Origin of the sequence: Opitutus sp., assembly GCA_024998815.1 — a bacterium.
In the GTDB taxonomy this organism is placed as follows: domain Bacteria; phylum Verrucomicrobiota; class Verrucomicrobiia; order Opitutales; family Opitutaceae; genus Rariglobus.
On record JACEUQ010000001.1, the window covers coordinates 1491302 to 1504544 of the forward strand.

Sequence of the window (13243 nt, forward strand, 5' to 3'; positions counted from 1 at the left end):
GGGGGGTCACTGAGGCGGGTGCCCCTGTGGGCGGCCGAAGGAACAACGCCGACACAGAGAGCACAGAGTTCGATCCGCAGCAGCGGGGAAATCGTTAATGTCAATACACGGAGGGAGTAAGGAAACCAGCCGGAAGGGCGTTCGAATGCTTCAGAACCAACGAAGTCTATGAGGTCTTCATGTCTTCAAACTCTGTGTCGGCGCTCCGGCTTGGCTCTGTGATACACTCCGGCGGGCTGTTTTTCTGCATCGCAATCCACCGGCAACGTCGAGGAACCTTTAAAGCGTGTCCAAATCGATCTTCTTCACCAGCTTCTTAAGTTCCTTGCCGAACTTAAATTTTACCACAGCTCGTTCAGGAATAACGACCGTAGCCGATGGATTATTAGGGTTACGCCCTACCCGGGACTTGCGCCGCTGAACTTCGAAAACCCCGAAATTCCTCAGTTCAACATTACGCCCCTCAGCGAGTGCATTTTGAATGATGTCGAGCGTTTGCTGCACGGTCTCCACCACTTCCTTTTGTGGGAAGCCCGTTTTTTCGTAAATTTCCAGTACGATTTCGCGCTTAGATAGGTTGGTCGGCATGGTGGTAAACCACTTGTTAGCTTAAACGTTAGGTCAATTAAATTTTTACAAAATATCGTCGAAGGGGGAATATATTCGACAAGGTGCAGCAGTCAGCACGCCACCGTTAAACTTAGATGCCTTATCGTGACCTACTGTGATGCAAGCGTCGGAATGTGCCGAATTCAACCCGTCACAACCTTCACCGCCGCCGCCAATCCGACGGCCTCAATTCCCTTTCCGATAGGAAACGACTGCTGAATAGGTGCGACTACATAGGCTTCTGTGATTTTCAAATCATCAAGCGAAGTCCAGAACCCGCGCGTGACCGAAGGGGATGAGGACGCCTTGCATTCAGTAGAGTAGAGAGAGCCGCGCGTCGGTAACCCGTCAGCGCGACCCTCCCCCTCGTCAAACCGTGCAAGCGGTTTTCCCGCACACGGCTTACCGAGTCCCCATTCTTTCGGTTTGGTTTCAGCGGAGTTCATTGCTTCCAAGCCGCCGTAAGCGGCCAGTGCCATAGTTTGTATTGACCATGCAAACGGTCGTCGGTGAAGAACTCGAAGAGTCCGTGGGTGCGGCTATACTTTCGCCACAGCCATCGGCGTAGCCGGTTACGAACAAAGACCTGCTGGTTACTAAACACGTGCGTGCTGTTGCCGTAATGAAACGCCGTCGCCCAACCGCGAGTGATTTGGTTGACCTTGCGGACCACCGCCACCGCCGGTTGGTTGCGCGTTCGCACATCTAGCTCCATCCGCACTTTGTCGCGTAACTTGGCCAGACTTTTCGCACTGGGTTCCACGTGCGGATACCTTCGTTTGCTCTTCATGCCTTGCCGCCATGCGACGGAAAAACCGAGGAACTCAAAGCCTTCCTTTCGTGTATCCACCAGTCGGGTTTTCTCTTCGTTGAGCTTTAACTTACGTGCCTCCAGCCACCGTTTCAGTCGCGTTTGCAGCCCCGCCCCTTGACCCGGTTTGCACAGGATCAGGAGGTCGTCGGCGTAACGCACCATCGTCGGCTTTTGTTCGCACTTCTCATTCACCGCATGATCGAGGTCGTTGAGGTAGAGGTTCGCCAGCAGAGGCGATATAACTCCGCCTTGTGGCGTGCCACACCGGTTCGCGCTCACCTTGCGGCACCCCGTGTCCCGGTCCTCTTCCACGATGGGTGCGCGCAGCCACGTTTTTATTAAACGCAACACGCTCCCATCGCTCACCCGTTTGGCCACCAATTGCAGGAGTTCGCGGTGCGGGATCATATCGAAGTAGCTCGATAAATCCGCGTCCACCACCTCCACCTTTCCGCTCAGCATGGCTTCCTTGACCTTATCCATCGCCTGATGGGTCCGACGTTTCGGCCGGTAGGCGTAGGAATGGTCATGGAAGTCCGCCTCTAGGATTGGCTGCAACACGATCACCGCCGCGCTTTGCACCACCCGGTCTTTCACCGTAGGGATGCCCAGCGCACGACGTTTGGTCCTGGCCTGATCCTTCCATATATAGACGCGCAGGACCGGACTGGGTCGGTAGGTTTTCGTTCGCATTTCCTCCGCCAGCGCAAGCAGCCATGCCGCCCGATAGGCTTCGTTCTTTGCGAGCGTTTCCACCTCGAACCCGTCCACTCCCGGCACGCCGTCATTGGCGATCACCTGATCGAGCGCATCCGACAGAATGTCCTGCCGATACAGCTCTCCATACAAACTATAGAACCGCCAATGCGGCTCCGCTTTTGCTTTCCGATATAGCACACGTTGCAGCTTCCGAACCTTCGGTGACGTTTTTATCCAGAGTTCATCACCCCAGCCATCGTCGGGTCCTTTGCCGCTCTGTGATGCGTGGGAACAAGTGCCCTCCCTTCGCTCCCCGGCGGTTTTAATGTCCGCTAGATCATCACTACTATGGAGGTCTCCGACTCCTGCCACGGCCCGTCCGGCCTTACGAGGTTTTGCCGCGCTTGTGCCGGTGGTTGAGGCATCGCAAGACGCCCCACCGCCGCAGGTCTCACCACTTAACCTAACGACCTTTCCCACCCCGCCGCCCCCGCTGACTCCGCCGACGTGTTGATCGGAAATCAACGATTTAGGTCCTACGTCTTTGCGAGACTGCCTTTTCCGATCCTTGCAGGCTTCACCGTTCAGGTAGCGGCTGGACTCGTCGGTTGTTTCGGTAACGGAGCTCATTGGATGGGGTTCACCTTCGTTGCGGCTGACTGGTTCGGGCACACGGTCGTGCTTTCCGGCGAGGCCTCGCGGCCTGCATCCGTGACCGGGCCCTTCGACCGCGAATCGTTAAATTCGGTCGAACAGACTTTCACTGTTATGGTTGTTAGTTTCATGGTCGCACACCCGAACGCCGAAGTTTTAACCACGGAATTCACAGATGAGCACAGATAACAGAGTGTTACTGAATTTGAAGACAGGATGAAAAAAAGGGGATCAAGCTGAGTCCGTTTACCTCCTAAGGGATTGTATCTGTGCAATCTGTGTAATCTGTGGTTGGTTTGAACTTCGGAATTCAGGTTAAACGGCCAAACTCCAGACCTTGAGCTCACGCTCAAGGGCACAAGGAGTGTGTTCGCGAATCATGTGGCCTTGAGCGTGAGCTCAAGGATTCGGCTGATCTGCGTTCGACTAGTCAGGGGCCAAACTCTAGGCCTTGAGCGTGAGCTCAAGGTGTTGAGCGTTAAAATCCCGTGCGACGCTTACTTTACGGCGGCATTCGGGGTGCCCGGGGCCTGCGCAGCATTCGGGGCCGGCGGGTTACTGGCGGCGGGCAGCACCGCGGTTTCACCTTGGCGAACGCGCAGCAGTTGCACCTGCCCCATGCGCGCCAGATCACACGCCTCCCCCAGTAGCCGGGCCGACTCTTGCGGCGCATGGAAACCCGTGGAGTTCTCCGCCCCCACAAAATCGATACGCCAGGACGCCTGCCGCTGATACTGGCGCACGGGATCGAGTTGGGCGTCGGTCAACCCATCGGCGCGGGCTTTTTTGAGGTCGGTTATCAAGTCGCTGAGCCCGTTGAGGCCGCGGCTCATGAGCTTGTCGGTGCGATCCTGAATGGTGGCGACGCGCTGGCGCAGCGATTCCTCGTCGGTGCGATGGCAGGTTTGGCAGGCGCGGGCCACGTCGAGCATGGGGCTGCGCACGTGGTGGCTGCTGACCTTAACCGCGCCGTCGCGAACGTAGGGCATGTGACAGTCGGCGCAGGAAACCCCGGCGCGGGCATGGGTGCCCTGGCTCCACAATTCGAATTCGGGGTGCTGGGCCTTGAGCATGGGCGCGCCGGTGTCCTTGTGCGTCCAGTCCTTGAACGGGTTGTTGTCCTTAAACTGAGGCTGGTCGTAGTACTCGATAATGGAGTCGGCCTTCAGGCCCTTTTGCCACGGGTAAGTGAGCAGTTTCCCCTCGCCCTTGAAGTAGTACTCCACGTGGCACTGGGCGCAGACCAAGGTGCGCATCTCCTGGCGCGAGGCGTCGATGTTGGGGTCGTAGGGCTTGGCTTTGTCGCCTTTGCGCCAGCGCTCCAAGCTGGGCAGGTGCGGCAGCGGCTCGGGGCTTTCGGCGAGCGCCTTAAGGCCGTTGAGCAGGCCCGGCTTGGTGATGCGCAGCATGGAATTGGACGGGTCATGGCAGTCGATGCAGGACACCGGATGCGCCACCTTTTTCACCGCCTCCGAATAGGGCTGGGCGCACAGTTCGACGAAGCCCTTGTTGAGCTGTTCCAGACCGTGGGCGGAGAGTAGCGGCTCCTTGAGTTCACCGGGAGCTCCGGCGTCGATGCCCGCTTGGCGGTAGGGAACGGTGGTCGAGGCGTGGCAATGCAGGCAGGCGCCGGGTTGCTTGACCACCTGCTGGCGCTTGGTGTCGATTTGGTCCTGGAGCATGTAGGCGTGACCGCGCTCCTCGCGGAAATCGACGGCGAAGGCGTAGCCGTTCCACATGGTTTTCATGCGAGGATCGGCCTCGATCTTACTGGTCGTGAAACCGGGGGCGGCGGGGTCGGCCTCGGAACCGCCAAACTTGGTGCGGACCATGTCCACGGTACGCCGGTAGGTGTCGTACTGGCGGGGGAAATTGGCGCCCCATACCGCTGGGTCGCTGATGGTCTCGTTTAATTCCACGACCTTAAAATGGGTCTGCTCAGCCTCGAACTGGCGGTGGTTGATGTTTTGCAACAGCAAGGCGATCCCCGTGCCGATCACGGTGCAGACCGCGAAGCCGAGGATAATGGTTTTTTTGGTGGTCATGGGTGGCGACGAGTTTTGAAAAAAGGGCTGAAAATTGAGACGGGGGCGACGTGTGGGCGCCTGACTTAAAACGGGCCGCGGGCGCTGTGGCCGACGTTACTGTGACAGCGCAAGCAGTTGAGCGGGTCCTTGTCGCTGAGGGTTTTGTGGTCGGCGATTTCCGTGGTGATCTCGCCGTGGCAGCTCATGCAGTTGTCCTGCAAATCCCTAAAACTCTTCGGTTTCACCTCGATGGGCTCATGGAAATTCATGGTGGTGAAAGCAGAGGAGTGCTTCCAGCCGTGTTCGGCCTTGGCCAGCCACTTGGGGATAAAGGAATGGGGCACATGGCAGTCATTGCAGGTGGCGACCGCGTGGTGGCTGCTCTTTTGCCAGGAGTCGTACTGGTCACGCATCACATGGCAGTTCACACAGGCCTTGGGGTCATTGGAGAGGTAGGAGGTGCCCTTGGCGGTATGAAAGGTGAAGGCGGCCATGCCGACCAATACGCCGGCCAGACACGCGGCAACGAGGACGAGGCGGCGGAAATTGGCGTTAGCGGGGGGGCGGGGAACGGCCGGCTTCATGGATCTTGGATAGTGGTCTGGCTGTCGCCTTGGTTCGGGTGCTGCAGACAAGAAGCGGAAATACCCCGGATTGAAAACAAGAAAAGCAGCTCTTTTAATCCATATCAGACCAAGCAAAGACGGGTATTAGAATTACCCCCGAACGCCTGAACGGGTCGTAGCGCTCAAGTGGTGCGCAGAAGCAAACCCGTGGTCGCGACACAAAAAAGCGCCGGGCGATTTTGCCCGGCGCTGGGTATCTCCCATAATCCAGGTCTTACCTCGCCAACAACCACTCGCCCAAGGCCCCTTGGTAGAAACCCAGAACGATGGTGGCGGCGGCCAGTAAACCGAGGGTCATGCCGGCGGTAAGGCTCACCGGGGTGCGGGCGGGGCGGGTGTCGGTTTCGCCTTCCAACAGCGGTGCAGTCCAAGTCGAGAAGTAGGCCGCTTTGATCCAGCCGAAGTAGTAGTAAATCGAAACCACCACGCCGACGATGGCGACAGCCAGCAGGGTGTAGAGGCCGGCCTTGAACGCGGCGATGAAGATGAAGAGTTTACCCATGAAACCAGCCAGCGGGGGGATACCGGCTAGCGAGCCCAAACCAATCGCAAGGATCGCACCGAGGAACGGGTGGGTTTTGGCCAGACCGGTGTAGTGATCGAGGTCTTGGTCGGCGTCGTTGGCGCCAGCCACATGGGTCATCACGCCAAACACAGCGAACGAGGCCAAGAGGTAGGCGAAGAGATAGAAATAAACCGCACCGGCCGCCAACGGCTGGGTGGCGGAGGCGATCACGGCGATCAGCAGGTAGCCGGCATGGGAAACGCCAGACAGGCCGATGAGGCGCTTAACGTTGTGCTGGGTGAGAGCCGCCAAGTTACCAAAGAGAATCGTGGCGATGGCCATGACGGAGAGTACCGGCACGAGCAGAGTTTGATAAGAGCCGAATACGTTCTTGGTGAGGATCAGCAGAACCGAGAAACCGGCGGCCTTGGAGGCAACGGCAAGGAATGCGGTGACGGGGGTCGGCGCACCTTGGTAAACGTCAGGGATCCAGATCTGGAACGGAACCGCACCAATCTTGAACGCGACGCCGGCGAGCACGAAGACGATGCCCACGCTGGCGAGGAAGTTATCGGGATTGGCCTCAAGGAACACGCGCAGGGCGTTGAAGTTCATCGACTCGCTCGACGAGCCGGGGAGCGTCGGGTTGCCGGCCACGCCGTAAAGCAGCACGATGCCGAACAACAAAATGGCGGAACTGAGCGCGCCGGTGATCAGGTATTTGAGGCCGGCCTCCAGCGAGAGCGGGCTGGTGCGGAAATAACTGACGAGGATGTAGAAACCGACGGTGACAGTTTCGAGGGCGACGAAGAACAGGACAAAGTGGTTGCTCTGGGCGAGCAGCATCATCGCGGCGGATACAACCAAGGTGATCGCAAAGAACTCGACCTTGGGCAGCTTCTGCTTGGCCAGGGCGATGACGCCGAGGATGCACACCAGAATGGAGGTGAGCATAAAGAAGCCGCGCATGAACTGGCCCTCCTGCGTGTGGCGCAGCAGGCCGTTAAATGTCTCGTAGGCCACGAACGGGCCGTAGCGCAGATTCCACACAAACCCGAGCAGCAGACCAATCTGGCCGGTGATGGCGACGGTTGGGATAATCGACTGCCGGTTTTTTGGCAGGAAGATCTCCAGCACGAGGAGAAACAAGGCGAGACAGCCGAGCGAAAGCTCGGGGGCGATGGCCGCCCAGCGGTTGTCGGCAGCGGCCTGGATGAGTTCGGGTGACATGGGCGGATTGCTAAATTATTGGCCGACGGCCGCGGTTACGACTTTGGCGGGATAGACGGATTCAAGCGCTTCGTTGAGCGGGGTGGACAGTGACTTGGGCCAGAAGCCGATGAAGAACAGCGCGGCGATCAGGATGAGGGCCGGCAGTTTTTCCGACCAACGCAGGTCGGTGGCGGGCTGTGCGGCCAACACCTTGGTGAGCGCCTCGGTGGGCTGGCCGAAAAACACCTTGGCAGCGGCGCGCAGGCCGTAGATCGCGGAAATAATCACGCCGGAAATGGCCAAGGCGGTGAGCAGCGGGGAGAAGGTCCACGCGGCAACGAAGATCGTGAGTTCGCCCCAGAAGTTGGCCAAGCCGGGAAGCCCGATGCTGGCCATGGTGGCGGTGACAAAGAACGCGGCGAGCACCGGAGTTTTCTGTGCGAGGCCGCCCATTTCATTGAGATCAAAGGTCTGGGTGCGGTGATAGATGCTGGTCGAAAGCAGGAACAGCAGCGCAACCGAAAGGCCGTGCGCGACCATCATTAATACGACGCCGCCGGCACCAACCGACGAGAGCGTGGCGACACCGAGAAACGCGTAACCCATGTGCATGACCGAGCTGTAACCGACCATCTGCTTGAGGTCGCGCTGGGCGATGGTGATGAAGCCGATCACCAAAATGTTGCCGGCGACGGCCAGCCAGGCCAGCGGTTGCACCCAGTGTGCGGCGCCGCTCGGAAGCAGCGGAACGGCGATTTGGACGAGGCCGTAGAGTCCGAACTTTTTCAATACGCCGGCGTGCAACATGGCAGCCGAACTGGGGGCGGCTCCGTAGCCGAGCGGCGCCCAGGTGTGCAGCGGCCAGAGCGAAACCAGAATGCCGAACCCGAACATCAGCAGACCAAAGATGTAGGTCTGCACACCGGCGGCTATACCGTTGGCCAAGACAGCCTCACGCAAGGTGATGAGATCGAAGTTCTCCGCACCGCTTTTTACGTAGATGGCGATCAGGCCGAGCAGTGAAAGCATCGCGCCAGCCGTCAGGTAGATGGTCATCTTCATGGCCGCATAACCGCGGTCTTTACCGCCCCAAATGCCGACCATGATGAACGTCGGGATCAGCGCGAGTTCGTGGAAGAAATAGAAAAAGAAAATGTCCACGCTGGCGAACACACCCATGAGGCCGGCCTGCATGACCAGCAGCAGCGCCAGGTAGGTTTTGAGGCGCTCGGCCCCGGATTGAATGGCGTAGAGACCGGCGGCAAGGCCGACCAGGCCGGCGAGTACGAAGAGCGGAAGCGCGATGCCATTAAGGCCGAGCGAGAGGTTGATCCCGAGATCATGCAGGCCGGTATTGTAAGTGGTCAGGTAGGCGTAATCGGCACCGATACCGACGGGAAAACGGTACCAGGCGTGCAACGCGATCAGCGCGGGCAACGAGAAGCCGAAGACGGCGACGGACTTGGCGAAGCGCACCGGAATTCCGGAAGCGATCACCGCGGCCGCCAACAGGGGCGCTGCGATGGAGAGCAGAAGAAGATGGGAGAACATGACGTTGTTGAACGAAAATTGCTTTAGTTAAGCCAACCACCAGCGAAGGCCCAAAGGACGGCCGCACCCGCTAGGAACCAATAAACGTAGGCGTGCAGGCTGCCGACATGGAGAGCGCGGGCTCCGATGCCCACCAAGCCGACGACTCCCGAGAGCCCGCGGACGATCAGGCCGGAGAGGAAAATGCGCTCAAGGAAATCGAGCAGCATGGCGAAGCGCTGCTGAACCTTGGCGACATACCAGTTGTAGGCACCGTCGAAGGACGCCTTGAGGACGACCAAGAAACCGAAGACTGCGGGAGCCTTGGTTTGCAGCGTGTCGACGCTGCCCGGCTTGTAGAAGGCGAAGGCTGAACCCGCGCCGACCAAGAGGATGGTCAAGCTCATCACCAACACGCCAGGGCCCTCGGCATGAGGAATCTGCGACCACACGCCGTCGAAAGCGTGACCATAAATGCTGAGGGGACCGTGGGTGTAACCTGCCACCACCGCCAGCACGGCGAGAACCACCAGGGGCAAGGTCATGCTGATGCCGCCCTCGTGAGCGTGGGCGGCGTGCTCGCTACGGGCGGTCCCCAGAAACACCAGCTTCCACATGCGCACCATGTAAAAGGAGGTCAGGATCGCCGTGATGAACAGGATCACGAAGACTGGGAAGTTATTCAGCTCGGCGAGATGAAGGATGGCGTCCTTGGAATAAAATCCGGAGAGGAACGGCAGGCCGGCAATGGCGGCGACGCCCAGCGTGAAGGTGACAAAGGTCAGCGGCATCTTCTTCGAGAGACCACCCATTTTGAAGATGTCCTGCTCGTGGTGGCAGCCGTGGATGACGGAGCCCGAACCAAGGAACATCAGCGCCTTGAAGAAGGCGTGCGTGGTGAGGTGGAACATCGCAGCGGCGGCGCCAGCGAGGAGCGGCGCCGAGGTGGGCAGGCCATCGTGGCCGATGTTCAGGCGGCCCAAGCCGAAAGCGGCGACCATGTAGCCGAGCTGGGAAAGCGTCGAGTAAGCCAACACCTTTTTGATGTCGCTTTGGGTGATGGCGCAGAGAGCGGCGTAGAGCGCAGTGCCGGCACCAATCCAGGTGACGACCTCGAGAGCCAGCGGCGAAATCGCGAAGAGCGGCTCAAGGCGGCAGAGCATAAAGATACCCGCGGCCACCATCGTGGCGGCGTGGATCAGGGCCGACACGGGCGTCGGGCCTTCCATCGCGTCGGGCAACCAGACGTGAAGCGGAACCTGTGCGGATTTACCGACCGCGCCGCAGAACAGGAGCAGCGCGATGACATTGGTATTCACCCCGGAGATCGAAACCGTGGCGGCGGCGATGTCGGAGAGGTTAACCGTGCCGAAGGCATAGTAGCAGGCGATGATACCCAGCAGGAAACCGAAGTCGCCCACGCGATTGGCGATGAACGCCTTCTTGGACGCGTCGGCGGCGGACTGCTTCTCGTGATAGTGGTTGATCAGCACGTAGGAGCTGAAACCCACCAACTCCCAGAAGATGAAAATCATGAACAAATTGTCCGCTAGCACGATACCGAGCATCGAGAACATGAAGATCGAAAGGCCGCCGAAGTAGCGGGCCTTGGCCGCGTCATCATGCATGTAACCGAGCGAGAACACATGGACGCACAGGCCGACTACACCGACGATGGAGATCATCAGCGCGGAGAGATCGTCGAACTTGATGCCGAGCGACAGCGTGAAGTTGCCCAACGTCAGCCAGTCGGCCGAGTCAGTGAAACGCGCGCCAGTGTAAGCCAGCGATAGGCCGCCCGCCGCAATAAGCGCGGCGGTGAACGTCGACACCAGCGAGGCGATGGAGCCCTGACGACGCAGGAACAGCGCGATCACGGCGGCCGAAGCCAGCGGCGTCAGCAGGGTTACGAGGGCGACGAGAAGGGGCGAAAAGCCAAAAACGGTGGTAGGCACGGTGACGTGGGTAGAGGCTTAGTTTTTCAGCGCGTTGAGCTCTTCGACCTGGATGGTCTGGCGACGGCGGAAGAGAGCCACAATGATGGCAAGACCGACTGCCACCTCGGCAGCGGCGACGGTGAGGATAAAAAACACAAAGACGTTGCCGTCCATGGTGCGGTTGAAGTGCGAGAACGCGACGAGCGCGACGGTCGAGGCGACCAGCATGAGCTCCAAGCACATGTAGATCACGAGCGTGTTCTTGCGCAGCAAGACGCCAAAGAAGCCGATGGCGAAGAGCACAGCGCTCAGATAAAGATATTCGTTAATTCCTACGTTCATTTAACGTCCTCCAGGCCTTCAAACTTTTTGCTGAGCACGATCACGCCGAGCATGGCGATGAGCAGAAGAAAACCCACAATCTGCACGGGCAGCAGGTAGGTCGTGAAAAGTTGTTCGCCGTAAGCGCGCAGACTGGCGCCGACAGGAACAATCGATGCTGCGGTTACCGCGAACTCAGGGGTCGCGATCGATCCGCGCTGAGCGAGGGTCGCGAGGCCGGTCACCAGCAGAGCCAGCGCCAAACCGGAGGCGACGATCGTCGCCTTTTTGAAGGGCTTACGCACCCCACCGTAGGTATCGATGAGCATCACGATAAACAGGAACAGCGCCACGACCGCGCCGGCGTAGACGAACACCATGAGCGCCGCCAAAAGAAAGGCGTCGAGCAGGATAAACAGCGCGGCCACGCCCACCAGGCTCACCAGCAGGCTGAGCGCGGAAGCGACGGTGTTTTTGCAAAGCACCACCGCGAGCGCGGAACCTGCAGTAAGGGCCGAGAAAAGATAAAAGAAGATGTCGGGCGACATGGTTGAATAATTCGAAAGGGATTACGAAGCGGCCTGAACTCAGTGCTCGTTGCCGTGGGCTTCGGCGGCCTTTTTCTTGTCCCACTTGTGATGCTGGTCGGGCAAGGTGCCGCCGAGTTCGTAGAGCTTAGCCTTGTTGTTGACCATCTCGGCGCGGGTGTAACCGCTCATCGAGAACTGGTTTTGCAACCAGATCGCCTCCTCGGGGCAAACCTCTTGGCACAGGCCGCAGTAAATGCAGCGCAACATGTCGATGTCGAAGGCCTGCGGGGCCTTCTCGACGTGGGCGTTGGCCGAATCTGCGGGGATTTCGCCAGGCGTGATGCGAATCGCCTTGGGCGGGCAGACGAACTCACAGAGTTGGCAAGAGACGCACTTTTCGCGGCCGTTGGGATCCATGACCAACGTGGGCACGCCACGGTAGTTTTTGGAAATCTCGGGGCGTTGCTCAGGATACTGGAGCGTGACGGTGGGCTTGAAAAAATGCCTCAGCGTGGTCCGCAGACCACCAACGATCTGAGGGATATAGGTGCGCTCAAGGAAGGAGAGCGGTTTACGTTCGACTTGAATGACGGCCATGGTGCGGGAGAGTTGTGATCGGTTACTTTTGCAGCAGGGCGATGCCGATCGTGTAGGCGATCAGGTTGGCGATTGACAGCGGCAGCAGCTGTTTCCAGCCGATGTTCATGACTTGGTCGTAGCGGAAGCGAGGGAGCGTCCAGCGCACCCACATGAAGAAGAAGATCGAGAGGCAGATCTTCACGAGGAAGATGCTGATGCCGAGTACGCCCATGAACAGCGGGTGAGTCGCAACCGGAATGATGTGAGCCAAAGCCTGCACCGTGTCGGTGAGGGTTACCCACGGCAGCGGATTCCAACCGCCGAAGAACAGCAGGATGAACACAGCCGAGCCGATGACCATGTGGCAGTACTCGGCGACGAAGAACAGCGACCACTTGAAGGCACCGTATTCGGTATGAAAACCGCCGACCAAGTCGGACTCGGATTCAGGCATGTCGAACGGCTGGCGGTTGGTCTCCGCAAAGAGCGCGACCAAGAAGATGAAGGCCGACAGCGGCATGGTGAACACGAACCAAGCCCCGCCCCAGAAACCAGGCTGGCTTTGGCTTTGCACCACGTCGAACAGGCTGAGCGTGCCTTGACCACCGGGAGCGTTAATCCACAGGAATACCGGCAGCACGGACAGCGTCATCGACAGCTCGTAGGAGACCAACTGGGCCGAGGCGCGGACAGCACCCAGGAACGGATACTTCGAGTTGGACGCCCAACCAGCGAGGATCACAGCGTAAACGCCGAGCGAAGAAACGGCGAACACCGCGAGCAGGCCGATATCGACGTTGGCCAGAACCAACGGGACCAGTTTACCGGCGGAATCCAAATACGCGCCAAAAGGCACCACGACCACCGTGGTGAGCGCGGGGATCATGGCCAAAATCGGCGCGGCGATGAAGTAGAGTTTATTAACGTGGCCGGGAACCGGGTCCTCCTTGAAGACGAATTTACCACCGTCGGCGGCGAGCTGGAAGATACCGAGCTTTTGCAGTACCCAAATGCCGGGTACCCAAGCGAGCAGCGGAGGCAGGGTGCGGTTGGGGCCAGGACGACCCTGGAGCCAAGCGGAGATTTTGCGCTCGGCCATCGAGCACGCGGCTGCGATGGGAAAGAGCACAAGGATCACGGCGGTGCCTTGCAGAACAAGACGGATCCAGAGCGGAATTTCGAAGTAGAGGTCGAACATGG

The 13243-nt window shown here is 59.2% G+C and carries 12 protein-coding genes; all 12 read right to left on the bottom strand.

The features are described 5' to 3' along the window. Positions 1 to 279: 279 nt before the first annotated feature. Complete coding sequence (locus H2170_06440) at positions 280 to 588, bottom strand: integration host factor subunit beta (protein MCS6299725.1); 309 nt, start codon at positions 586 to 588, stop codon at positions 280 to 282. Between the two features lie 164 nt (positions 589 to 752). After that, the gene (locus H2170_06445) at positions 753 to 1055 is read right to left on the bottom strand and encodes a hypothetical protein (GenBank protein ID MCS6299726.1); all 303 of its coding nucleotides are present in this window, start codon (positions 1053 to 1055) and stop codon (positions 753 to 755) included. Next, positions 1052 to 2752 carry a group II intron reverse transcriptase/maturase gene (gene ltrA, locus H2170_06450; protein ID MCS6299727.1) on the bottom strand — a complete coding sequence of 567 codons (1701 nt, stop codon included), beginning with the start codon at positions 2750 to 2752 and terminating at the stop codon, positions 1052 to 1054. The genes H2170_06445 and ltrA overlap by 4 nt, the downstream gene beginning before the upstream one ends. Positions 2753 to 3273: 521 nt before the next feature. Then, positions 3274 to 4821: an ammonia-forming cytochrome c nitrite reductase subunit c552 gene (locus H2170_06455; GenBank protein MCS6299728.1), complete on the bottom strand. Its 1548-nt coding sequence runs from the start codon at positions 4819 to 4821 to the stop codon at positions 3274 to 3276. A 65-nt stretch (positions 4822 to 4886) separates the two neighbouring features. Then, positions 4887 to 5387, bottom strand: coding sequence for a cytochrome c nitrite reductase small subunit (gene nrfH / locus H2170_06460; protein MCS6299729.1), 501 nt, complete (start codon positions 5385 to 5387; stop codon positions 4887 to 4889). 256 nt (positions 5388 to 5643) lie between these two features. Continuing rightward, entirely contained in the window at positions 5644 to 7164 is a 1521-nt protein-coding gene (locus H2170_06465; GenBank protein MCS6299730.1) for an NADH-quinone oxidoreductase subunit N, read from the bottom strand. A 15-nt stretch (positions 7165 to 7179) separates the two neighbouring features. Then, on the bottom strand, positions 7180 to 8697 hold the full coding sequence (locus H2170_06470) for an NADH-quinone oxidoreductase subunit M (GenBank protein ID MCS6299731.1): 1518 nt from the start codon (positions 8695 to 8697) through the stop codon (positions 7180 to 7182). A gap of 23 nt (positions 8698 to 8720) precedes the next feature. Next, on the bottom strand, positions 8721 to 10577 hold the full coding sequence (gene nuoL / locus H2170_06475) for an NADH-quinone oxidoreductase subunit L (protein ID MCS6299732.1): 1857 nt from the start codon (positions 10575 to 10577) through the stop codon (positions 8721 to 8723). Positions 10578 to 10649: 72 nt separating this feature from the next. Continuing rightward, positions 10650 to 10955: an NADH-quinone oxidoreductase subunit NuoK gene (gene nuoK / locus H2170_06480; protein ID MCS6299733.1), complete on the bottom strand. Its 306-nt coding sequence runs from the start codon at positions 10953 to 10955 to the stop codon at positions 10650 to 10652. Further along, positions 10952 to 11482, bottom strand: a complete 531-nt coding sequence (locus tag H2170_06485) for an NADH-quinone oxidoreductase subunit J (protein ID MCS6299734.1) — start codon at positions 11480 to 11482, stop codon at positions 10952 to 10954. The genes nuoK and H2170_06485 overlap by 4 nt, the downstream gene beginning before the upstream one ends. 39 nt (positions 11483 to 11521) lie before the next feature. Then, a complete protein-coding gene (locus H2170_06490) occupies positions 11522 to 12061 on the bottom strand; it encodes an NADH-quinone oxidoreductase subunit I (protein ID MCS6299735.1) in 540 nt (179 codons plus the stop codon). A 22-nt stretch (positions 12062 to 12083) separates the two neighbouring features. Further along, positions 12084 to 13241: an NADH-quinone oxidoreductase subunit H gene (locus tag H2170_06495; GenBank protein MCS6299736.1), complete on the bottom strand. Its 1158-nt coding sequence runs from the start codon at positions 13239 to 13241 to the stop codon at positions 12084 to 12086. Between the last annotated feature and the right edge of the window lie 2 nt (positions 13242 to 13243).

Bases quoted from the DNA above. Each gene is read 5' to 3' on its own strand.
- H2170_06440 (MCS6299725.1), bottom strand. From the start codon at position 588: ATGCCGACCAACCTATCTAAGCGCGAAATCGTACTGGAAATTTACGAA.
- nuoK (MCS6299733.1), bottom strand. From the start codon at position 10,955: ATGAACGTAGGAATTAACGAATATCTTTATCTGAGCGCTGTGCTCTTC.
- H2170_06485 (MCS6299734.1), bottom strand. From the start codon at position 11,482: ATGTCGCCCGACATCTTCTTTTATCTTTTCTCGGCCCTTACTGCAGGT.
- H2170_06455 (MCS6299728.1), bottom strand. From the start codon at position 4,821: ATGACCACCAAAAAAACCATTATCCTCGGCTTCGCGGTCTGCACCGTG.
- H2170_06490 (MCS6299735.1), bottom strand. From the start codon at position 12,061: ATGGCCGTCATTCAAGTCGAACGTAAACCGCTCTCCTTCCTTGAGCGC.
- H2170_06495 (MCS6299736.1), bottom strand. From the start codon at position 13,241: ATGTTCGACCTCTACTTCGAAATTCCGCTCTGGATCCGTCTTGTTCTG.
- H2170_06470 (MCS6299731.1), bottom strand. From the start codon at position 8,697: ATGTTCTCCCATCTTCTTCTGCTCTCCATCGCAGCGCCCCTGTTGGCG.
- nrfH (MCS6299729.1), bottom strand. From the start codon at position 5,387: ATGAAGCCGGCCGTTCCCCGCCCCCCCGCTAACGCCAATTTCCGCCGC.
- H2170_06465 (MCS6299730.1), bottom strand. From the start codon at position 7,164: ATGTCACCCGAACTCATCCAGGCCGCTGCCGACAACCGCTGGGCGGCC.
- ltrA (MCS6299727.1), bottom strand. From the start codon at position 2,752: ATGAGCTCCGTTACCGAAACAACCGACGAGTCCAGCCGCTACCTGAAC.
- H2170_06445 (MCS6299726.1), bottom strand. From the start codon at position 1,055: ATGAACTCCGCTGAAACCAAACCGAAAGAATGGGGACTCGGTAAGCCG.